Below are 21,240 nucleotides of genomic sequence, written 5' to 3'. Positions count from 1 at the left end.
ACGCGGATTGACTCGATGACACGCCGCCCGGGCGCCTAGGATCGCCTCAACACCTCACGTAGCACCTCATCGGTCTCATTCGACAGGAACCCCATGAGCGACACTTCCTCCCCCTTCGGCTTCGAGCTCGTGCGGCGTGGTTACGACCGCGGTCAGGTGGACGACCGCATTACCAAGCTGGTCTCCGACCGCGACAGCGCCCTTGGACGTATCAACTCTCTGGAAAAGCGCATCGAGGAGTTGCACCTCGAAACGCAGAACGCCCAGGCACAGGTGAGCGACGCCGAGCCGTCGTACGCCGGTCTGGGCGCCCGGGTCGAGAAGATCCTGCGTCTCGCGGAGGAGGAGGCGAAGGACCTCCGCGAGGAGGCCCGTCGCGCGGCCGAGCAGCACCGCGAGCTCGCCGAGTCGGCGGCGCAGCAGGTGCGCAACGACGCCGAGTCCTTCGCGGCGGACCGCAAGACGAAGGCGGAGGACGAGGGCGTCCGCATCGTCGAGAAGGCGAAGGGCGACGCCACCACCCTGCGCTCCGAGGCCCAGAAGGACGCCGCCTCCAAGCGCGAGGAGGCCGACGCGCTGTTCGAGGAGACCCGCGCCAAGGCCGCCCAGGCCGCAGCGGACTTCGAGACCAACCTGGCCAAGCGCCGTGAGCAGTCCGAGCGCGACCTGGCCTCGCGTCAGGCCAAGGCGGAGAAGCGCCTCGCGGAGATCGAGCACCGCGCGGAGCAGCTGCGCCTGGAGGCCGAGAAGCTGCGCACGGACGCGGAGCGCCGCGCCCGCCAGACGGTCGAGACCGCGCAGCGCCAGGCCGAGGACATCGTCGCCGACGCCAACGCGAAGGCCGACCGCATCCGCAGCGAGTCCGAGCGCGAGCTGGCGGCGCTCACCAACCGCCGCGACTCGATCAACGCGCAGCTGACCAACGTCCGCGAGATGCTGGCCACCCTGACCGGTGCGGCCGTCGCGGCGGCCAACCCGATCGTCGACGACGAGCCGGTCTCGCGCGGTGTCCCGGCGCAGCAGAGCCGCTAGTACCCCGATTTCTACTCGCTGGTAGCGAAACCGGCGGACGAGGGCCGTATGTCACCTGTTTGAGGTGGCGTACGGCCCTTCGGCGCTCTAGCGTGGCCCGCATGATCGAGCTTGAGGGCCTTACCAAACGATTCGGCGCGAAGACCGCCGTGGACAACCTCAGCTTCCAGGTCAGACCGGGGGTGGTGACCGGCTTCCTCGGCCCCAACGGGGCCGGGAAGTCCACGACCATGCGCATGATGCTCGACCTCGACAACCCGACCAGCGGGACGGTCCGGATCGACGGCAAGCACTACCGGGACCTGCCGGAGCCACTGAAGTACATCGGAGCGCTGCTCGACGCGAAAGCCATGAACGGCGGCCGCAGCGCATACAACAACCTGCTCTGCCTTGCCCAGTCGAACCGGATCCCGGAGAGCCGGGTCTCCGAGGTGCTGGACCTGGTCGGACTGACGGCCGTGGCGAAGAAGAAGTCGAAAGGATTTTCGCTGGGCATGGGGCAGAGGCTGGGAATCGCCTCCGCGCTGCTCGGCGATCCGGAGATCCTGATGTTCGACGAACCCGTCAATGGTCTGGACCCGGAGGGAATTCTCTGGATCCGCAATCTTATGAAGGGGCTCGCGTCGGAGGGTAGGACGATCTTCGTCTCCTCCCATCTGATGAGCGAAATGGCTCTGACGGCAGACCATTTGGTCGTCATCGGCCAGGGAAAGCTGCTGGCAGACCTGTCCATGGCTGATTTCATCCAGCAGAACTCGCGCAGCTATGTCCGGCTCCGCTCGCCGCAGCAGGAACGGCTCAAGGACGTCCTGCACGAGGCCGGCATCGCCGCCATCAGCGTCCCGGCCACCGGCGCGCTGGAGATCGACGGCGTGGGCCCCGAGCAGCTCGGCGAGCTGGCCGCCCAGCACCAGATCGTGCTGCACGAACTCAGCCCGCAACGGGCGTCACTGGAGGAAGCGTTCATGCGCATGACGGCGGACTCCGTCGAGTACCACGCCCACGCGCCGGGCGCGCCGGGCACGGCCCCGGACAATCCGGCCCGGCCCGCCGACGTCCCCGCCTGGGGCGCCGGCCACGACGCGGTGCGCAAGGGCGGCGAGTGACCATGTCCTTCCCCGCAGTCCTCAAGTCCGAGTGGACCAAGATCCGCACCGTCGCCTCCACGACCTGGACCCTGGTCTCCGCCCTGGTGGTCACGGTCGGGATCAGCGCCGCGCTGTGCGCCTTCTTCAACGCCGCCTTCAACGACATGCCGGCGGAGCAGCAGGCCACCTTCGACCCGACCCTGGCCAGCTTCGCCGGTATGAGCCTCGGCCAGCTGGCGATGATCGTCTTCGGTGTGCTGGTCGTCGGCACCGAGTACAGCTCCGGCATGATCCGCACCTCGCTGGCCGCCGTACCCAAGCGCGCGAGCCTGCTGTTCGGCAAGCTGATCGTGGCCACCGGACTGGCCCTGGTCGTGGGTCTGGCGACCAGCTTCCTGTCCTTCTTCCTCGGCCAGGCCATCCTGGGCGACCGCAGCATCGGCATCGGCGAGGACAACGTCCTGCGCGCCGTGATCGGCGCCGGCCTGTACATGGCGCTGATCGCCCTGTTCTCCATGGGCGTCACGGCCATGCTGCGCAGCTCGATGCTGGCGCTCGGCATCCTGATGCCGTTCTTCTTCCTGGTCTCGAACATCCTCGGGGCGGTCAGCGCCACCCGCAAGGTGGCCCAGTACTTCCCCGACCAGGCGGGCGCCAAGATCATGCAGGTGGTGCCCGGGGCCATGGACAGCGCCGAGACCCCCTACGGGCCGTGGGGAGGCTTCGGCATCATGGCGCTGTGGGCCCTGGCCGCCGTGCTCGGGGGCTACATCGTCCTCAAGAAGAGGGACGCCTGACAGCCCCGTCCTCCTGACGTACTACGGGTGATCCCCGGGTCGGGTTCAGGGGTTCCTCAGGGATCCGGCCCGGGGCGGAACCGTAGGAGACTCGTTATCCTCTTAACCCTTACGCGGGCGAGAGTCGTCCCGGCCTGGCAAGGGGCAGCAAGATGATCGAGGCAGTCGGCCTGACCAAGCGCTTCGGCGCGAAGACCGCTGTCGACCAGCTGTCCTTCCAGGTCAGGCCCGGACACGTCACCGGATTCCTGGGGCCCAACGGCTCCGGGAAGTCCACCACCATGCGCATGATCCTCGGCCTGGACCGGCCCACCTCCGGCCGGGTCACGATCAACGGCCGCCCCTTCCGGGAGCTGCCGAACGCCCAGCGGCACGTCGGGGCCCTGCTCGACGCCAAGGCCGTGCACGGCGGCCGCCGCGCCCGCACCCACCTGCTCTCCGTCGCCCAGCTCTCCGGCATCCCGGAGCGGCGGGTGGACGAGGTACTGGCCGTCGTCGGCCTCCAGGACGTGGCCCGGCAGCGCGCGAAGGGCTTCTCGCTCGGAATGGGCCAGCGGCTCGGCATCGCCACCGCCCTGCTCGGCGACCCGCAGGTACTGCTGTTCGACGAACCGGTCAACGGACTCGACCCCGAGGGCATCCTCTGGGTCCGCAACCTCATGCGCCGGCTCGCCGCCGAGGGGCGTACCGTCTTCGTCTCCTCGCACCTGATGAGCGAGATGGCGCTCACCGCCGACCACCTGATCGTGATCGGCCGGGGCCGGCTGCTGGCCGACATGGGCACGCAGGACTTCATCACGCACAACTCGGCCGGATTCGCTCGGGTGCGCGCGGCCGACACCGGCCCCGGTGGCCGGGACGCACTGGGTACGGCGCTCACCCAGGCCGGCGGCCGGGTCCTCCAGGAGCCCGACGGGGCACTGCGCGTGACCGGACTGGACCTCCCGCGCATCTCGGAGCTCGCCCACGAGGCCGGCGTACGGCTGTGGGAGCTGTCACCGCACCGCGCCTCGCTGGAGGAGGCGTACATGCGGATGACGCAGTCCTCCGTCGAGTACACCTCCACCGACGACCCGAGGGCCGAGCTCTGGGAGCCGGAGCCCCTGGCCCTCCCGGCGTGGGAGGACGAGGCCCCGGCGCCGGAGGTGCCCCGGGCCGGCTTCTACGCGCCCCCTCCGCCCGGCTCCGGCGGGCGGCCCTTCCTCATGCCCAGCGACCCCGGCGAACTCGCCGGGAGCGCCAAGACCAACCCGGAGGACTCCCGATGACCGGCCCCCGGCCCGCCGCCGCACCGCAGGCCCGCGCGGCGGCCGGCGAGCCGGCGCGGGACTACACCTCGCCGCTGCCCAACCCCCGCCCGCACCTGGGGCACGCCGTGGCCTCGGAGTGGACCAAGATGGTGTCGGTCCGCTCCACCCTGTGGACGCTGGGCGCCCTCGTGGCCACCGTCGTAGGCTTCGGCCTGCTCTTCATCTCGCAGACCGTGGACCGGGACTACGCGGAGATCTCCTTCACGACCCCGGCCCTCTTCGGCCTGCTGATCGGCCAGATCGCCGTGATGGTCCTCGGCGTCCTGACGATCACCTCCGAGCACGCCACGGGCCTGGTCCGCACCACGTTCACGGCCGCGCCCGACCGCCACCGGGTGCTCACCGCGAAGTACCTCGTCTTCAGTGCCACGGCGTTCCTCGTCACCGCCGGGTCGGTCTTCGTCGTCGGGCTGGCGGGCGCGCTCGTCCGCGGCGGCGGCGACGCCGGGGCCCACGCGGCGTCCGAGTGGTTCGGCGCGCTGGCCGGCTGCGTCTACGTCACCCTGCTCGGCGTGCTCGCCCTGGCCGTGGGCGCGCTGCTGCGCCACTCCGCCGGGGCGATCGCCGTGATGCTGGGCCTGGTGACGCTCCCGCCGGTCGTCGGCGCGGTGCTCAGCTCGTGGTCGGCCACCGCCCGGGCGGGCCAGGCGGTCATCGAGTACAACGCGCCGGTGGCGCTCATGCAGCTCTTCGGCATGCCGACGGGCGAGGGCATGGACCCGTTGCCCGGCGGCCTCTCCCACATGACGCTGATCACCCTGGTCGCCGGCGCCGCCGTGGCCGCCTCCTACGTGACGGTCGTCCGCCGGGACGTGTAGGCCTAGTACTTCGGCGCGTTGCGGGACCGCTGCACCCGGGAGGTGCGGCGGTCCTTCGCGTTCCAGCAGGCCTTGTGCCAGTGCCGCCGGTCGTCCACGCCGCCGTACTCCGGCCAGGCCACCAGGTGCGGGGTGCCGGAGGGGATCTCCTGGTCGCAGCCCGGGCAGCGGTAGCGCTTGCCCCTCGCGCTCGCGCCCGCGACGTGCCGGACCTTCCACTCCTCGCCCTGGTACTCCTCGGTGCGCTCAAGCCCGTACCGGTCGAGACCGGTGCTCGGTCGTTCGTCCGGAGTCTCGCCGCCCCTGGGGCGGTTGTGGCGCGGTGACACGTATACCTCACGGAGGGGCGGGCGGCAGTGACTTTCTCCCAGACTACGCGCAGCGGGCCCGGGTACCCGCAGGGTGTCTACGGGAGGGCGGCCGGGCGATCCGGGGCGACACGACAATCCCAATAACTTTCCTGTCAGCCCGTGCCTTTGGCACGTGTCAGACGTTGTTGCCATCAGGAGTACCGGTCCACCTGGGGGAGGCCGCGTCAGCCGCGAGGAGGCTAAAGGCGATGCGCGTAGGAGCATTTGTACTGGCGGCCCAGTTCCCGGGCCAGGGACAGGGCGAGGCACTGCACCGGGCGGTGCGGACCGCCGAGGTGGCGGAGGAGGCGGGGCTGGACGCCGTGTGGCTCGCCGAGCACCACTTCGTCCCGTACGGGGTCTGCCCGTCGGCGGTGACCCTGGCGGCCCTGATGCTGGGGCGCACCCGTCGGCTGCGGGTGGGGACGGCGGTGAGCGTGCTGCCGAGCACGCATCCGGTGGCCCTCGGGGAGCAGACGGCGCTGCTGCACCTGACATCGGGCGGCCGCTTCACGCTGGGGGTCGGCCGCGGCGGTCCGTGGGTCGACCTGGAGGTGTTCGGGGGCGGTCTGGACAGCTACGAGAACGGCTTCCCGGAGGCCCTGGACCTGCTGCGGCGCTGGCTGACCGAGACACGGGTGGGGGCGTCCGGGGAGCGATACGGCTTCCGCGAGGTGGCCGTCGTACCGCGGCCGTCGGAGTCCCTGGACGGGGACGGCACGGGCCCGGAGGTCGTCGTGGCCTGCACGTCTCCCGCCTCGGTCCGGCTGGCCGCGCGGCGCGGGCTGGCGATGCTGCTCGGCATGCACTGCGGGGACGAGGACAAGGCCGCGATGGTCGCGATGTGGCATCGGGAAGCGCTCGCGGCGGGGCACTCGCGGGAGCACCTGGCCGGGGTCGGTCACGTCTCCGCCGGCGTGTGCCAGCTGGCGGACCGCACGGCGGACGCCCGCGAGACACTGCTGAAGTCGATGCCGGGCTGGCTCAAGCAGGGCCTGGACGCCCATGTGACGGTGGACGGCCGCGTGCGCGCGATGCGGGATCCGGTCGGGTACACGGAACTGCTGTGCGACCTTCACCCGGTGGGCACCCCGAGGCTCGCGGCTGACCGGCTGGCGGCCACCTCCGAGCGGACGGGCATCACGCGCTTCGCGCTCCTGACCGAGGGATCCGGCGATCTCGCCGCGACGGAGGAGAACGTACGACGCCTGGGCGCCGAGGTCCTGCCCCGTCTCGGCCGAGACCGTCGGACTAGCAGTCCCGCATCTGAGGCGACTGGTTGAGCAGCTGACCGCGGATCGAAGTGAACTTGGCCAGCCGGTCGTCCACCGAGGAGTCCAGCGGGAACACCGCTACCCGGTGGCAGTTCTGGAACGCCAGGCGCACTCCGAAGTGCCGCTGCAGCGCACCGCGTATCGCGTCACTCGCGAGGGCGCGCAGCAGCTGCCCGCGCGCCTGCTCGTCGGGCGGCGGCGTCTGGTTGTCGGCGAACTGTCCGCCGTCCACCTTCAACTGGGCCACCAGCGAGCTGATCATCTCCCATGCGTAGGGCAGGGAGGTCCGGACGCAGTCGACGAAATCGGCTTCGTCGACCTCGCCTCGCTCGGCCTGTTCGAGTAGGGCCGGTGAGACGTCGAGCGACATGGGTTCTCCTCTCGCGACCCCGGCCGATCGGGTGACCGGAGTCTTACGGGCAGGGAAGGAGGTCGCGACGCTGCGTGCACGCTCGACAACCTCCCGCTCACCACGGTAGGCGCCCCATGGGTGCCGCACCAGGAGAATGCGCATACAACGCGCCATCGGCGAACGGGGCTTTCAGGGGCGAATCGCGTGCGGGGCCGTCGGTCGAGTAGCGTTGCCGACCATGCGTCTCGTCATCGCCCGCTGCTCCGTCGACTACGCGGGCCGCCTCACCGCCCATCTGCCCTCCGCACCCCGTCTGATCCTCGTGAAGGCCGACGGCAGTGTGTCGATCCACGCGGACGACCGGGCGTACAAACCGCTCAACTGGATGTCGCCCCCGTGCACCCTCAAGGAGGGGAGCGGGGACGAGACCGGCGTGTGGACGGTCATCAACAAGGCAGGCGAGAAACTCATCATTACGATGGAGGAAGTCCTGCACGACTCCTCCCACGAACTGGGCATCGACCCGGGTCTGATCAAGGACGGCGTGGAGGCGCACCTCCAGGAGCTCCTCGCGGACCGCATCGAGACGCTCGGCGCGGGCTACTCGCTGATCCGGCGCGAGTACATGACCGCGATCGGCCCGGTGGACATCCTGTGCCGGGACGCCTCGGGCGCGACGGTCGCCGTCGAGATCAAGCGGCGCGGCGAGATCGACGGCGTGGAGCAGCTGACCCGCTACCTGGAGCTCCTCAACCGGGACCCCCATCTGGCGCCGGTGCGCGGCGTGTTCGCCGCGCAGGAGATCAAGCCCCAGGCCAAGGTCCTCGCGACGGACCGCGGAATGGACTGCGTGGTCCTCGACTACAACGCCCTGCGCGGCATCGAGGACGACAAGCTCCGCCTCTTCTGAGGCCGCTTCCGCGTCCTCTTCCGGTTCACGATCCCCCGGCCGGTCCCGGCGGGCCCCACGCGGGGTTCGGCCGGGGACCCGGTGCGGGAAGGACGGACTACACCTCGCCGCCCGTCGGCCCCGGCGGATCGCCCGGCCCCGGTCCCGTCGGCCCGGTGGGCGTCGGCTCCACGGTCGGCGTCGGAGTGGGCGTGACCACCGGGGGCGCGGTCGTCGACGGGACGGGCACCTGCGATGTCGGCGCCGTGGACTTCGACGGGGTCGCGGAGGGCCGGCGCGAGGGGGTACCGGCGCGTGTCTGACCCGGGGCCGGCGTGACGCCCTCCTCCGTGACAGGGGGCTCCGCCGGGGCCTGCGAGTCGGCCGGTACCGGTGCGGGATCGTTCCCTCCGGTGCTCGCGGGCAGCGGCGGGACCGCCGGCGACGGCGTCGAGGACACCGCCGGACCCTTCGGCGCGGCCGGGGTCTCCGACGAACTCATCGCCAGAGCCGCCACCGTGCCCACGACCACCACGGCCAGCGCCCCGGCGGCCGCCAGCAGCAGCGGCTTGCGCCGCGCGGGTCCCGTCCCGGGCCCGTGGACCGCGGGCGCCGCGGTCACGGTGGCGGCCACGGCGGGGAAGGGCTTCTTCGGTGTGAGGGGGAAGGCGTCCTCGAACGCTTCGGACAGCGTCGTGGGCGCCACCGGACGGCCCGTGACGGGAACCACGGGGGTAATCCGGGTCACGACGTCAAAGGCCCCGCCCGCACCCGCTCCGGTACCGATTCCCGTCCCGGCTGCGGTACCGGCACCCGTCCCGGCACCACCGACCGCCGCTGCTCCGGCGCCCGCTCCGGCCCCGGCACCCAGGGCGCCGACAGGCTTGTCCGTACCCGTACCCGTATTCGTACCCGCGCCGGGCTTGGCCGTGCCCGCACCCGTACCCGTGCCCGTGCCCGTGCCCGTGACACCGGCCGTACCCCGGCCCGCGCCCGCCGCGACGGCGCCGACAACACCGCCACCCGCCGCGCCGGCCCCGGCCACGGCGCCGCCGGGGGCCGCCGCAACGCCCCCCGCGCCGCCCGCCGTGACGGCCGGCGGCTCCAGGCGCAGCGGCGGCGACACCGCCACCTCCGCGGCCTCCCGGTCCGCGACCAGCGCCAGCGCGCGCCGCCCCGCCACCGTGCCCCGCTTGTCCGCCAGCGCCCCCCGCAGACCGGTGGAGGTCTCCAGCTCGGCCCGGGCGCGGTCCAGGCGCCCCTCGCACAGGGCGAGGACTCCGAGCTCGTGGTGGAAGTACGCCTGCTCGGCGACCTCGCCCGCCTTGCGCGCGGCCTCGGCGCCCGCGCGCAGCACCCGCTCCCAGGCCTCCCAGTGCAGCGCGGCGGCGAACGCCGGCGCCGCCGTCCGCGCCAGCAGCACCGCCGCCACCACGTCCGCGCCCGTCAGCGCCGCCAGGACCGCGTCCGCCTCCGCCGCGACCCGCTCCGGGGGCACCGAGGCGTGCCCGGTCCACCAGGCGTAGTGCCGGGCCGCCGTACGGGCCTCCTCGGGCGCGGTCTCCCCGTACCCGGCCTCCTCCAGCCGGCGGGCCACTCCCGCGGCCAGCCGGTAGCGCGTGCCGACCGGCGTGAGCAGGCCGCAGGCCAGCAGCTCCGCCACCGCCGCGTCCGCGTGGGTGTCCCCCACCAGCGCCGGCAGGTGCGTGTGGTGCGGCATCTCCCCGCCCAGCGCGCACGCGATGCGCAGGGCGGCGCGCGCCGACTCGCTCACCCGCGAGGCCAGCAGCTCCGCCGGGTTCGCGCCCTCGGCCGACGTCGGCAGCGGGACCTGTACGGCATCGCGCGGGCGTTCCTCGAAGACGCCCGGCTCCTCCTCGTCGTCGTCCTCGTCGGTGCGGTTCAGCTCGTCCCGCTGCCGCAGCAGCGCCGCGGCCTGGACGAAGCGCAGGGGCAGGCCCTCGGAGGCGAACCGCAGGTCCCCCGCCCAGACGGTCTCCGCGTCGGTGAGCGGCCGTCCGAGGCCGGCCTCCAGAAGGAGCAGGCAGTCGGCCTTGCCCAGCCCGCCGAGGAAGACCTCTTCGAGGTGCGAGTCGTCGGACGGGGCCCTGGTCTCGGGGGTCGTGGCCAGCAGGTAGGCGCATTCAGGGGTGGCGCGCAGCAGCTCGTCGAGGGCGGTGCCGCCCATCTCCAGGTCGTCGAGGAGGACCACGGCGCCGATGTCGCGGACCCGGGAGAGCAGCTCGATACGGTCCGGCCGCTCGTCCGAGGACTCGTAGACGGCCGCGTACAGGGCGTGGAGCAGTTCGACGGGCTGCTGCTGCCCGTGGCCGCTGAGCCGTACGACGCCGTCGGGCGCGAGGGACTCGCACGCGGCGGCGACCGCGTCGAGCAGGGAGGTGCGGCCGGATCCGGCGGGCCCGGTGAGGCGGACGGAGCGTCCCCGGCTCAGCAGCCGGACGAGCCGCTCCTTCTCCTCCTCCCGCTCCAGCAGCGGGCGGGCGGGCAGCGGGGCGCCGGGCAGCGCGGGCGGTCGCGCGGCGGCGTTGCGGGCCCTGCGGGCGGCCGTGTCCCGCTTGGCGGGGCGGCCGGTCCTCGTACCGGGCCGCAGCGGCTCGATCTCGCTGCCGTCGACGGGGTTGACGGTGAGGGTGAAGTCGCCCGCGGTCAGTGTGACGACGCGTGCGGGAGCCGTGGAGGGCCCCGTGGGCCGTTCGTCCGGTTCGGCCTGCCCCTGTGTCCGGTCCATGACCAAGTCCCCCGATCGCGGGCCGCGCGCCTCGCCGTCGTACCGCCCGGCCTTCGCACACCCGCGTCGCTTCTGGTCCGGTTTCCGCCCGAACCCTAGACCGTGGCCGGTCGCGCCGGAACCGCCGGGGTGCCTTCACCACCGGACCGTTACGTTTCCGCAGGAAACCGGGGCCACGGCCCTCACACGGTGATCACACTCTGGGGAGGGTCTCCGCTTCCAGTCCGCCCTCGATCGCGAGGATGCGGTGCAGGCGGGTGGCGACGAGGAGCCGCTGCATCCGGGGCGGCACGCCGCGCAGGACGAGCCTCCGCCCGGTCCGGCCGGCCCTCCGGTGGGCGCCCATGATCACGCCGAGTCCGGTGGCGTCCCAGGAGTCGAGGCCGGTGAGGTCGAGCACCAGGTCGCCGTGGCCGTCGTCGAGGGCGCAGTGGAGGACCGTACGGGCGTCCGCCGCGCTGCGCACGTCGAGGCGGCCCCCGACAGCGAGTTCGGCGTGGTCGCCCCTGATGTGCATGTGTACTCCCGGCGGTACTGCGTACGTGTGGTCCGACTGGTCCGTGGTCGGCAACTCTCACTGCAACTGACTGCCGCGCGGGCGGTGAAGTTGCCGACCGTGAGCGAACCGATACCTAATTCACCCCGACGGGTGAGGGAATTCGAACGGTGGTGCTCAGTGGCCCGGTCCGGCCAGGCCTCAGTGCGTGTAGAAGCCCTGGCCGCTCTTGCGGCCGATGTCGCCCGCGTCCACCATGCGGCGCATCAGCTCCGGCGGGGCGAACTTCTCGTCCTGCGACTCGGTGTAGATGTTGCTGGTGGCGTGCAGCAGGATGTCGACGCCGGTCAGGTCGGCGGTGGCCAGCGGCCCCATCGCGTGGCCGAAGCCGAGCTTGCACGCGGTGTCGATGTCCTCGGCGGAGGCGACCCCCGATTCGTACAGCTTTGCGGCCTCGACGACCAGCGCGGAGATGAGACGGGTCGTCACGAAGCCGGCGACGTCACGGTTGACGACGATGCAGGTCTTGCCGACTGACTCGGCGAACGCGCGGGTGGTGGCGAGCGTCTCGTCGCTGGTCTTGTAGCCGCGCACGAGCTCGCACAGCTGCATCATCGGGACGGGCGAGAAGAAGTGCGCGCCGACGACGCGCTCCGGGTGGGCCGTCGCGGCCGCGATCTTGGTGATCGGGATGGCGGAGGTGTTGGAGGCGAGGACGGCGTCCTCGCGCACGATCTTGTCCAGGGCGCGGAAGATCTCGTGCTTGATCTCGATCTTCTCGAAGACGGCTTCGACGACGATGTCGACGTCGACGGCCGCGTCGAGGTCGGTCGTGGTGGTGATCCGCCCGAGGGCGGCCTCCGCGTCCTCGGCCGTCATCCGGCCCTTGGAGACGAACTTGTCGTACGAGGCCTTGATGCCGTCCGTGCCACGGGTCAGGGCGGCGTCGGTGACGTCGCGCAGCACGACGTCCCAACCCGCCTGCGCGGAGACCTGCGCGATCCCGGAACCCATCAGTCCGGCACCGATGACGGCGAGCTTCCCAGCCACTGCACACCCCTCGTTCTTAAAAAACAGCCCAGTCTCGTAGCTCTCTCCGGCGGAGACTAGCGTCCGGGCGGTGCGGTGTGACCGCGAAGTAACACGCGTCACGTCTCAGATGACGGACATCACACCGGTACGGCCCAGCACGGGGACGGGGGCCCGCAGTTGGTCCCCTCTACCCTGGCCGCATGGTGAACCTCACGCGTATCTACACCCGTACCGGCGACAAGGGCACGACCGCCCTCGGCGACATGAGCCGCACGGCCAAGACCGATCTGCGGATCTCCGCCTACGCCGACACGAACGAGGCCAACGCGGCCATCGGGACGGCGATCGCGCTCGGCGCGCTGCCGCAGGAGGTCGTGAAGGTCCTGGTCCGCGTGCAGAACGACCTCTTCGACGTGGGCGCGGACCTGTGCACTCCGGTCGTCGAGGACCCGCAGTACCCGCCGCTGCGGGTGGAGCAGTTCTACGTGGACAAGCTGGAGGCGGACTGCGACGCCTTCAACGGGGAGCTGGAGAAGCTCCGCAGCTTCATCCTCCCCGGCGGCGCCCCGGGCGCCGCCCTCCTGCACCAGGCATGCACCGTGGTGCGGCGGGCCGAGCGCTCCACCTGGGCGGCGCTGGAGGTGCACGGCGAGGTGATGAACCCGCTGACCGCGACGTACCTGAACCGTCTGTCCGACCTCCTGTTCATCCTGGCCCGTACGGCCAACAAGGAGGTCGGGGACGTGCTGTGGGTGCCCGGCGGCGAGCGGTAGCGGCCGCGCCCGCCCGCGCCCGCCCGACCGCGCCCGCCCGCGCCCCTCAGCGCTCGGTCTTCGCGAGCGGAGCGGGCTCCGCGGCGCCGGCCGGGGCCTTCTTCGGCCAGACCGTGTAGGCGACGGCGACCAGCGCGTGGATCGCGACCACGCGCAGCGCCCCGGACTGCCACGCCCGCAAGGAGTCGGTGTCGCCCGAGGCGCCGACGTACCAGACGGCGGCCTGGAGCAGGCCCAGCGCGACCGCGGCGGCCAGGACGGTGCGGCCCCACAGCTTCCACTCGTGGACCGCCCGCGCCGCGCCGTACCCGGCGCCGGCCGGCGCGGGGCCGCCGGCGAACCGGTGGGCGGCGTGCCCGTCGAGCCACTTGATCGTGTAATGGCCGTAGGCGACCGTGTAGCCGAGGTACAGCGCGGCGACGCCGTGCTTCCAGTCCGGCGCGGCTCCGTTCTTGAGGTCGAGCGTGGTGACGACCAGCAGCACCAGCTCCAGCAGCGGCTCGCACAGCAGGACCGCCGCCCCCAGCACGGGCTTGCGCGCCAGGTAGCGCAGGGCCAGGCCGGCGGCCAGCAGTACCCAGAAGCCGACCTCGCAGGCGATGATCAGGGCGACGATCACGGGGGACTCCGTTCGGTTCGTCGGTCCGGGGAACCCCGGCCGTGGGTCCCTTCCAGACTCCCGTCCGCGACGGCCCGTTTCGTCGTCAGCGGTGAGGAGCGGGGACTGCATCCTTCGATGTAGTCCGGTTCCCCCCGGCAGCCGAGGACCGCGCCCTCCCCACCGTGTTGGATGGGAGCGTGACCCCGACGAAGCTCCGCCCCCACCGCGACGACGTGCTGCTCGCCGCGGGCAGCGTGCTCGCGGGACTGGTGCTGTGGTCGCTCGGGGCCCACAGCAGCCCCGGCCGGGAACCGCTGCCCGCGTGGGCCGCGCTGGTCCCTCTCCTGGTGCTCGGCTCGCTGGAGCTGGTGCGCCGGACCCTGCCCCGGCTGACCCTGACCGTCGGTACCGCCGGGCTGGTCGCGGACCAGTTCACGGTCGGCAGCATCGCCACCGTCCTGATCTTCACCGACCTGATGTACGCGGCCGTCGTCTACGGCAAGCCCGCGACGGCCCGGCGGCTCCCGGTGACCACGGGCCTGATCACCGTCGCGGTCACGATCGCCGCGCTCGTCTGGCTGCGCTCCCCGGAGGCACTGCTGATCGGAGTGGTCACGGGCATCGTCAGCTTCGGTCCGGCGCTGACCGGCGCCACCCTGCGCAACCACCGCGAGGCCGCGGTGGCGGCCCGGCTGCGCGCCGAGCAGACGGCGCTGCTCGCCGAGATGGACCGGGCGCAGGCCGTCGTCGCCGAGCGCGCCCGAATGGCCCGGGAGCTGCACGACATGGTCGCCAACCACCTGTCCGCCATCGCGATCCACTCCACGGCGGCGCTGTCCATCGACACGGCCCGGACCAGTCGCGACGCGCTCGGGGTGATCCGCGAGAACAGCGTGCAGGGCCTGGCCGAGATGCGCCGTCTGATCGGACTGCTGCGGGAGGCCGGCGCGGAGCAGGAGGCCGCGGCCACGCCTTCGCTGGACGGGCTGGACGCCCTGCTGGAGCGGGCCCGCGCGGGCGGTGCGGCGGGCGGGCTGGACTTCGTACTCCGTGACGAGCGGCCCGCCGGGGAGCCGGTCCCGGCGCCGGTGGAGCTGGCCGCGTACCGGATCGTCCAGGAGTCGCTGACCAACGCCGTCAAACACGGCGCCCCGGGGACGGTCACGGTCCGCGTGAGCGCTTCGGACGGGCTGCTGTCGGTGCTGGTGGAGTCTCCGTACGGGGACCGGCCCGGCCCCCGCGCGCCCGGTTCCGGGGTCGGGCTGATCGGCATGCGCGAACGGGCGGAACTGCTCGGCGGTACGTTCACGGCGGGCCGCGACGGCGCCCGGTGGCGGGTACGGGCGACCCTGCCCGCGAAGGAGAAGGCGGTGGAGGCATGACCATCCGGGTGGTGGTGGCGGAGGACCAGAGCGCGGTCCGGGCGGGGCTGGTGCTCATCCTGCGCAGCGCGGGCGACGTCGAGGTGGTGGGCGAGGCCGCCGACGGCGAGGAGGCCGTCCGCCTGGCCCGGGAACTGCGGCCGGATCTCGTCCTCATGGACGTGCAGATGCCGAGGCTGGACGGGGTGTCGGCGACCGGGCAGGTGGTTGCCGAGGGGCTGGCCGACGTCCTGGTCCTGACCACGTTCGACCTGGACGAGTACGTCTTCGGGGCGCTGCGGGCGGGGGCCGCCGGCTTCCTGCTCAAGAACGCGGAGGCGGCGGAGCTGATCGAGGCGGTACGGACGGTCGCGCGCGGCGAGGGCTTGATCGCCCCGTCGGTGACCCGGCGGCTGATCGCCGAGTTCGCGGCTCCGCGGGCCCCGCGGCCGCAGGTCCCGCCGGCCACGCAGGCCGCGGTGGCCTCGCTGACGCCGCGGGAGCGGGAGGTGCTCGGCTGTCTGGGAGGCGGCCTGTCGAACGCGGAGATCGCGGTGCGGCTGTCGATGGCGGAGGCGACGGTGAAGACCCACGTCAGCCGGCTGCTGGGCAAGCTGGAGCTGCGCAGCCGGGTCCAAGCAGCGGTACTGGCGCAGGAGTTGGAGCTCCACGAGCAGGCGTGAGGGAGTTCCCCCGATGAGGTCTGGACCTCTTGACGCTTGGTCCAGACCTTTCTACGCTCACCGCAACACTGTGGTGAGCGTGCCATGACAAAGCGTGCTCACGGGCGGCGCAGGTCCCACCCCCATGTCCCGGTCGGCCCCACGACCGCGACGGACCTACGGAGGAGCACCCTTGAGCACAGCATCCCCACCCCGCACCCGGCGCACCCGGTTCTTCACCCGGGTCGCGGCGGTCCTCGCCGCCCTCGCCGTGCCCGTGTCCGGGCTCGTCGCGCTGGCCGGCCCGGCCCAGGCCGCCACCTCGGCGACCGCGACCTACACCAAGGTCTCCGACTGGGGCTCCGGCTTCGAGGGCAAGTGGACGGTGAGGAACACCGGCACCACGACCCTGACCAGCTGGACCGTGGAGTGGGACTTCCCGGCCGGCACCTCCGTGACCTCGGCCTGGGACGCCACCGTCACCAGCTCGGGCACCCACTGGACGGGCAAGAACGTCGGCTGGAACGGGACCCTCTCCCCCGGCGCCAGCATCAGCTTCGGCTTCAACGGAGCCGGCCCGGGCGCCCCCGGCGGCTGCAAGGTCAACGGCGGCTCCTGCGACGGCGCCACCCAGCCCGGCGACAACCCGCCGTCCGCTCCCGGCGCCCCCACCGCGAGCGGTGTCACCGAGACCTCACTGGCCCTGACCTGGGCGGCGGCCACCGACGACAAGGGCGTCAAGAACTACGACGTCTTCCGCAACGGCTCCAGGATCGCGACCGTCACCGGCACCGGGCACACCGACACCGGCCTGACCAAGGGCACCACGTACCGCTACTCCGTGACCGCCCGCGACAGCGCCGACCAGACCGGCCCCTCCTCCGGCGAGCTGTCGGTCACCACACCGGGCGGCACCACCGAGCCCCCGGACCCGGGCGGCAAGGTCAAGCTCGGCTACTTCACCGAGTGGGGCGTCTACGGCCGCAACTACCACGTGAAGAACCTGGTCACCTCCGGCTCCGCCGCGAAGATCACCCACATCAACTACGCCTTCGGCAACGTCCAGGGCGGCCGGTGCACCATCGGCGACGCCTACGCCGACTACGACAAGGCGTACACCGCCGACCAGAGCGTCGACGGCAAGGCCGACACCTGGGACCAGCCGCTGCGCGGCAACTTCAACCAGCTGCGCAAGCTGAAGGCCCAGTACCCGAACATCAAGGTGCTGTGGTCCTTCGGCGGCTGGACCTGGTCCGGCGGCTTCGGCCAGGCCGCGGCCAACCCCGCCGCCTTCGCGCAGTCCTGCTACGACCTGGTCGAGGACCCGCGCTGGGCGGACGTCTTCGACGGCATCGACCTCGACTGGGAGTACCCGAACGCCTGCGGCCTGTCCTGCGACACCAGCGGCCCCGCCGCGCTGAAGAACATGATGCAGGCCATGCGCGCCAAGTTCGGCACGAACAACCTGGTCACCGCCGCCATCTCCGCCGACGGCTCCAACGGCGGCAAGCTCGACGCCGCCGACTACGCCGGAGCCGCGCAGTACGTCGACTTCTACAACGTCATGACGTACGACTTCTTCGGCGCCTGGGCGGCGCAGGGCCCGACGGCCCCGCACTCGCCGCTCACCTCGTACAGCGGCATCCCGCAGCAGGGCTTCAACTCCGAGGCCGCGATCACCAAGCTCAAGGGCAAGGGCATCCCCGGATCCAAGCTCAACCTCGGCATCGGGTTCTACGGCCGCGGCTGGACCGGGGTCACGCAGGCCGCCCCCGGCGGCACCGCCACCGGGCCCGCGCCGGGCACGTACGAACAGGGCATCGAGGACTACAAGGTGCTCAAGGCCAGCTGCCCCGCCACCGGCACCGTCGCCGGCACGGCCTACGCCAAGTGCGGCAGCAACTGGTGGAGCTACGACACCCCGGCCACCATCGCGGGCAAGATGACCTGGGCCAAGCAGCAGGGCCTCAAGGGAGCCTTCTTCTGGGAGTTCAGCGGCGACACCACCAACGGTGAGCTGGCGAACGCCATCCACACCGGGCTCCAGTAGCCCCGCCGACGGGCTCCGGTGACCCCACCGACCGGACCCGGTGCAAGACGAAGCCGGGGGGACGGGTCCGCCCCCGTCCCCCCGGCTTCCTCATGTCCGCGTCAGGCGACGTTCACCCGCTGGCCGGGAGGCGCCGCCTCCAGCCAGGCCAGGAAGCCGGTCAGCGCGTCCTCGCTCATCGCCAGCTCCAGACGCGTCCCGCGGTGGCGACAACCGAGCACGACGGCGTCGGAGAGCAGGGCCAGCTCCTCCTCGCCCTCGGGCGCGCGGCGGGCGAGGACCTCGATGGAGGACCGCTCCAGCAGCCGGCGCGGGCGCGGTGAGTAGCTGAACACCCGGAACCACTCGATCCGGTCACCGCTGTAGCGGGCCACCCCGTACACCCAGCCCTTGCCGGAGATGTCGGGCTCCTCGGCCACGCCCCAGCGCAGGCTGCAGTCGAAGGTCCCGCCGGACCGCTGGATGAGTCTGCGACGCAGCCCGAAGACAAACAGCCCGATCACCACCAGGGCTACGACCAGGCCGCTCACAAGCAGAGCGAGGAGCATCTTCACCGACCTCCTCGCTCATCGAATACCTCACGAAAAACGGACCCGCATCGCCTCAGCCGCGACCCGGTCTGGAAAATTCCAGCACGGACCGCGGCTGAGGTCTGCCGAACCCCGAAGGTCTCCCTCCAGGGCCCGGCGGTTCAAACTCCGACGGGCGATCAGCCCGTTACGGCGCGCAGCCGGACATCAGCGCGACGCTCGGCGGCCGCATCGGCCTCCGACTTCGCACGTTCCAGTGCCCGCTCCGCACGCTGGACGTCAATCTCGTCCGCGAGCTCGGCGATCTCGGCCAGCAGGGACAGCTTGTTGTCCGCGAACGAGATGAATCCGCCGTGCACCGCGGCGACGACAGTGCCGCCCTCGCTGGTACGGATGGTCACCGGGCCCGATTCCAGCACACCGAGAAGCGGCTGGTGACCGGGCATGACGCCGATGTCGCCGGACGTGGTGCGGGCGACAACAAGGGTGGCCTCGCCGGACCAGACATTGCGGTCCGCCGCGACCAGCTCGACGTGCAGCTCAGCAGCCAAGGTGGCTCCTCGGGTCACCACCCGGCGGGTCGGCCGGGTGTTGGGTCAAATTCTAATGGGCGTGGGGAGAGGGACGGGACATACCCGCCCCTCTCCGTCTGCAGACACTGTCAGCATTCGCTGGTGGCCTGCGAACCGGATGCGCTCCTCGCGGAGCGCGCCGGATCAGGAGACGCCCAGCTCCTTGGCGTTCGCCTTCAGGTCCTCGATGCCACCGCACAGGAAGAACGCCTGCTCGGGGAAGTGGTCGTAGTCACCGTCGCAGATGGCGTTGAACGCGGTGATCGACTCGTCGAGCGGAACGTCCGAACCGTCCACGCCGGTGAACTGCTTCGCCACGTGGGTGTTCTGCGACAGGAAGCGCTCGACGCGACGGGCACGGTGGACAACGAGCTTGTCCTCCTCGCCCAGCTCGTCGATACCGAGGATCGCGATGATGTCCTGGAGGTCCTTGTACTTCTGGAGGATCCCCTTGACGCGCATCGCCGTGGCGTAGTGGTCCGCCGCGATGTACCGCGGGTCGAGGATGCGGGACGTCGAGTCCAGCGGGTCCACGGCCGGGTAGATGCCCTTCTCGGAGATCGGACGGGAGAGAACCGTCGTCGCGTCGAGGTGGGCGAAGGTGGTCGCCGGCGCCGGGTCGGTCAGGTCGTCCGCGGGGACGTAGATGGCCTGCATCGAGGTGATCGAGTGACCACGGGTCGAGGTGATGCGCTCCTGGAGGAGACCCATCTCGTCGGCCAGGTTCGGCTGGTAGCCCACCGCGGAGGGCATACGGCCGAGCAGGGTCGACACCTCGGAACCCGCCTGGGTGTACCGGAAGATGTTGTCGATGAAGAAGAGCACGTCCTGCTTCTGCACATCGCGGAAGTACTCCGCCATGGTCAGACCGGCGAGCGCGACGCGCAGACGGGTGCCCGGGGGCTCGTCCATCTGGCCGAAGACGAGGGCCGTCTTGTCGATGACGCCCGACTCGGCCATCTCCTCGATGAGGTCGTTGCCCTCACGGGTACGCTCACCGACGCCCGCGAAGACCGACACACCGTCGTGGTTGTTGGCGACGCGGTAGATCATTTCCTGGATCAGAACGGTCTTGCCGACACCGGCACCACCGAACAGACCGATCTTTCCACCCTTGACGTACGGGGTGAGAAGGTCGATGACCTTGACGCCGGTCTCGAACATCTCGGTCTTCGACTCAAGCTCGTCGAAGCGAGGGGCCTTGCGGTGGATGGGCCACCGCTCGGAGACCTCGGCGTTCGCCTCCGGGTAGTTCAGCACCTCACCGAGGGTGTTGAACACCTTGCCCTTGGTGAAGTCACCGACGGGGACGGTGATGCCCTCGCCCGTGTTCGTCACCGCGGCCTGGCGGACCAGGCCGTCGGTCGGCTGCATCGAGATGGTACGGACGAGTCCGTCACCCAGGTGCTGCGCGACCTCAAGGGTCAGGGTCTTGAGCTTGCCGTCCTCGGCCGGGTCGGCGACCTGGACCTTGAGGGCGTTGTAGATCTCGGGCATGGCGTCGACGGGGAACTCCACGTCGACGACCGGGCCGATGACCCGGGCGACGCGGCCCGTGGCGGCGGCCGTCTCAACAGTGGTCGTCATTACTTGTCACTCCCCGCGGTCGCGTCAGCCATGGCGCTCGCGCCACCGACGATCTCGCTGATTTCCTGGGTGATTTCGGCCTGGCGGGCCGCGTTGGCAAGCCGGGAGAGGCTCTTGATGAGATCCCCGGCGTTGTCGGTCGCCGACTTCATCGCGCGGCGGCGGGCGGCGTGCTCGGAAGCGGCCGACTGCAGCAGTGCGTTGTAGATACGGCTCTCGACGTAGCGCGGCAGCAGGGCGTCGAGGACGTCCTCCGCCGACGGCTCGAAGTCGAACAGCGGAAGGATCTCGCCCTTCGTACCGCTCTCCTCCACAGCCTGGTCGAGACTGAGCGGCAGCATCCGGCCGTCCACGGCGTTCTGCGTCATCATCGACACGAATTCCGTGTAGATGATGTGCAGCTCGTCGACGCCGCCCTCGGCCGTCTCCGTCTGGATGGCCTCGATCAGCGGTCCGGCGACGCGCTTGGCGTCGGCGTAGGCCGGGCTGTCGGTGAAGCCGGTCCACGAATCCGCGACCTTGCGCTCGCGGAAGCCGTAGTAGGCCAGACCCTTGCGGCCGACGATGTACGTGTCGACCTCCTTGCCCTCGCCGCGGAGCCGCTCGGTGAGCCGCTCCGCCTGCTTGATGGCGTTCGAGGAGTAGCCGCCGGCCAGACCGCGGTCGCTCGTGACGAGCAGAACCGCGGCCCGGGTCGGCGTCTCGACCTCGGTCGTCAGGGCGTGCTTGGTGTTCGAGCCGGTCGCCACCGCGGTCACCGCACGGGTGAGCTCGGTCGCGTACGGCATCGATGCCGCCACCTTGCGCTGCGCCTTGACGATGCGCGAGGCGGCGATCATCTCCATCGCCTTGGTGATCTTCTTGGTCGCCGTGACGGCACGGATGCGACGCTTGTAGACCCGGAGCTGCGCTCCCAT

Annotated in this window: 21 protein-coding genes; 11 read left to right on the top strand and 10 right to left on the bottom strand. The window is 71.4% G+C overall.

From position 1 onward, the window contains the following. The first annotated feature begins 93 nt into the window (after window positions 1-93). The 5 genes from ACFWUQ_RS04785 (at window position 94) to ACFWUQ_RS04765 (ending at window position 5,045) form a co-directional block, all read left to right on the top strand. On the top strand, window positions 94-1,032 hold the full coding sequence (locus ACFWUQ_RS04785; protein WP_384532778.1) for a cellulose-binding protein: 939 nt from the start codon (window positions 94-96) through the stop codon (window positions 1,030-1,032). Window positions 1,033-1,133: 101 nt separating this feature from the next. Then, a complete protein-coding gene (locus ACFWUQ_RS04780; RefSeq protein WP_384532775.1) occupies window positions 1,134-2,138 on the top strand; it encodes an ABC transporter ATP-binding protein in 1,005 nt (334 codons plus the stop codon). Window positions 2,139-2,140: 2 nt separating this feature from the next. Then, the gene (locus ACFWUQ_RS04775; protein WP_384532772.1) at window positions 2,141-2,917 is read left to right on the top strand and encodes an ABC transporter permease subunit; all 777 of its coding nucleotides are present in this window, start codon (window positions 2,141-2,143) and stop codon (window positions 2,915-2,917) included. Between the two features lie 152 nt (window positions 2,918-3,069). Continuing rightward, window positions 3,070-4,185, top strand: coding sequence for an ABC transporter ATP-binding protein (locus ACFWUQ_RS04770; protein WP_384532770.1), 1,116 nt, complete (start codon window positions 3,070-3,072; stop codon window positions 4,183-4,185). Further along, a complete protein-coding gene (locus ACFWUQ_RS04765; protein ID WP_384532767.1) occupies window positions 4,182-5,045 on the top strand; it encodes an ABC transporter permease in 864 nt (287 codons plus the stop codon). Before ACFWUQ_RS04770 ends, ACFWUQ_RS04765 begins: the two co-directional genes overlap by 4 nt. A 2-nt stretch (window positions 5,046-5,047) precedes the next feature. Here ACFWUQ_RS04765 and ACFWUQ_RS04760 read toward each other — a convergent pair whose 3' ends face one another. Further along, window positions 5,048-5,374: an ATP/GTP-binding protein gene (locus tag ACFWUQ_RS04760; protein WP_384532764.1), complete on the bottom strand. Its 327-nt coding sequence runs from the start codon at window positions 5,372-5,374 to the stop codon at window positions 5,048-5,050. Between the two features lie 230 nt (window positions 5,375-5,604). Between ACFWUQ_RS04760 and ACFWUQ_RS04755 the strand changes: the two genes are divergently transcribed. Beyond that, window positions 5,605-6,678: an LLM class flavin-dependent oxidoreductase gene (locus tag ACFWUQ_RS04755; protein WP_384532761.1), complete on the top strand. Its 1,074-nt coding sequence runs from the start codon at window positions 5,605-5,607 to the stop codon at window positions 6,676-6,678. Here the strand turns inward: ACFWUQ_RS04755 and ACFWUQ_RS04750 are convergent. Then, window positions 6,647-7,039, bottom strand: a complete 393-nt coding sequence (locus tag ACFWUQ_RS04750; RefSeq protein ID WP_384532758.1) for an SCO5389 family protein — start codon at window positions 7,037-7,039, stop codon at window positions 6,647-6,649. The genes ACFWUQ_RS04755 and ACFWUQ_RS04750 overlap by 32 nt on opposite strands. A 220-nt stretch (window positions 7,040-7,259) precedes the next feature. Between ACFWUQ_RS04750 and nucS the strand changes: the two genes are divergently transcribed. Continuing rightward, window positions 7,260-7,931, top strand: coding sequence for an endonuclease NucS (nucS, locus tag ACFWUQ_RS04745; RefSeq protein ID WP_384532755.1), 672 nt, complete (start codon window positions 7,260-7,262; stop codon window positions 7,929-7,931). A gap of 97 nt (window positions 7,932-8,028) precedes the next feature. On the opposite strand, the gene ACFWUQ_RS04740 is transcribed toward nucS, so the two are convergent. The 3 genes from ACFWUQ_RS04740 to ACFWUQ_RS04730 all read right to left on the bottom strand — a co-directional run bounded on the left by ACFWUQ_RS04740 (window position 8,029) and on the right by ACFWUQ_RS04730 (window position 12,205). After that, window positions 8,029-10,659, bottom strand: a complete 2,631-nt coding sequence (locus ACFWUQ_RS04740) for an ATP-binding protein (protein WP_384532753.1) — start codon at window positions 10,657-10,659, stop codon at window positions 8,029-8,031. Between the two features lie 193 nt (window positions 10,660-10,852). Continuing rightward, window positions 10,853-11,176, bottom strand: a complete 324-nt coding sequence (locus tag ACFWUQ_RS04735; RefSeq protein WP_384532750.1) for an STAS domain-containing protein — start codon at window positions 11,174-11,176, stop codon at window positions 10,853-10,855. Window positions 11,177-11,356: 180 nt separating this feature from the next. Continuing rightward, window positions 11,357-12,205: a 3-hydroxyacyl-CoA dehydrogenase family protein gene (locus ACFWUQ_RS04730; RefSeq protein WP_384532747.1), complete on the bottom strand. Its 849-nt coding sequence runs from the start codon at window positions 12,203-12,205 to the stop codon at window positions 11,357-11,359. Window positions 12,206-12,387: 182 nt separating this feature from the next. On the opposite strand from ACFWUQ_RS04730, the gene ACFWUQ_RS04725 reads away from it, so the two are divergent. Continuing rightward, window positions 12,388-12,960: a cob(I)yrinic acid a,c-diamide adenosyltransferase gene (locus ACFWUQ_RS04725; protein ID WP_384532744.1), complete on the top strand. Its 573-nt coding sequence runs from the start codon at window positions 12,388-12,390 to the stop codon at window positions 12,958-12,960. 46 nt (window positions 12,961-13,006) lie between these two features. Here the strand turns inward: ACFWUQ_RS04725 and ACFWUQ_RS04720 are convergent, their stop codons facing one another. Continuing rightward, window positions 13,007-13,579 carry a hypothetical protein gene (locus ACFWUQ_RS04720; RefSeq protein ID WP_384532741.1) on the bottom strand — a complete coding sequence of 191 codons (573 nt, stop codon included), beginning with the start codon at window positions 13,577-13,579 and terminating at the stop codon, window positions 13,007-13,009. A 179-nt stretch (window positions 13,580-13,758) separates the two neighbouring features. Between ACFWUQ_RS04720 and ACFWUQ_RS04715 the strand changes: the two genes are divergently transcribed. The 3 genes from ACFWUQ_RS04715 (at window position 13,759) to ACFWUQ_RS04705 (ending at window position 17,634) form a co-directional block, all read left to right on the top strand. After that, on the top strand, window positions 13,759-14,943 hold the full coding sequence (locus ACFWUQ_RS04715) for a sensor histidine kinase (RefSeq protein WP_384532738.1): 1,185 nt from the start codon (window positions 13,759-13,761) through the stop codon (window positions 14,941-14,943). After that, entirely contained in the window at window positions 14,940-15,605 is a 666-nt protein-coding gene (locus ACFWUQ_RS04710; protein ID WP_384532736.1) for a response regulator, read from the top strand. The genes ACFWUQ_RS04715 and ACFWUQ_RS04710 overlap by 4 nt, the downstream gene beginning before the upstream one ends. Before the next feature lie 124 nt (window positions 15,606-15,729). Further along, on the top strand, window positions 15,730-17,634 hold the full coding sequence (locus tag ACFWUQ_RS04705; RefSeq protein ID WP_384532733.1) for a glycosyl hydrolase family 18 protein: 1,905 nt from the start codon (window positions 15,730-15,732) through the stop codon (window positions 17,632-17,634). A gap of 101 nt (window positions 17,635-17,735) precedes the next feature. Here ACFWUQ_RS04705 and ACFWUQ_RS04700 read toward each other — a convergent pair whose 3' ends face one another. From ACFWUQ_RS04700 to ACFWUQ_RS04685, 4 genes are all read right to left on the bottom strand, one after another. Then, window positions 17,736-18,182: a DUF2550 domain-containing protein gene (locus tag ACFWUQ_RS04700; RefSeq protein WP_384532730.1), complete on the bottom strand. Its 447-nt coding sequence runs from the start codon at window positions 18,180-18,182 to the stop codon at window positions 17,736-17,738. Between the two features lie 161 nt (window positions 18,183-18,343). Then, the gene (locus tag ACFWUQ_RS04695) at window positions 18,344-18,715 is read right to left on the bottom strand and encodes a F0F1 ATP synthase subunit epsilon (RefSeq protein ID WP_281209075.1); all 372 of its coding nucleotides are present in this window, start codon (window positions 18,713-18,715) and stop codon (window positions 18,344-18,346) included. 165 nt (window positions 18,716-18,880) lie between these two features. Beyond that, the gene (gene atpD / locus ACFWUQ_RS04690) at window positions 18,881-20,323 is read right to left on the bottom strand and encodes a F0F1 ATP synthase subunit beta (RefSeq protein WP_384532727.1); all 1,443 of its coding nucleotides are present in this window, start codon (window positions 20,321-20,323) and stop codon (window positions 18,881-18,883) included. Then, window positions 20,323-21,240 carry a F0F1 ATP synthase subunit gamma gene (locus ACFWUQ_RS04685; protein ID WP_384532725.1) on the bottom strand — a complete coding sequence of 306 codons (918 nt, stop codon included), beginning with the start codon at window positions 21,238-21,240 and terminating at the stop codon, window positions 20,323-20,325. Before ACFWUQ_RS04685 ends, atpD begins: the two co-directional genes overlap by 1 nt.

The sequence above is a fragment of the Streptomyces sp. NPDC058662 genome (assembly GCF_042716255.1).
Taxonomy (GTDB): Bacteria; Actinomycetota; Actinomycetes; order Streptomycetales; family Streptomycetaceae; genus Streptomyces.
Note: the sequence above shows the minus strand (reverse complement) of the source record. Positions and strands in the feature narration are given on the sequence as shown.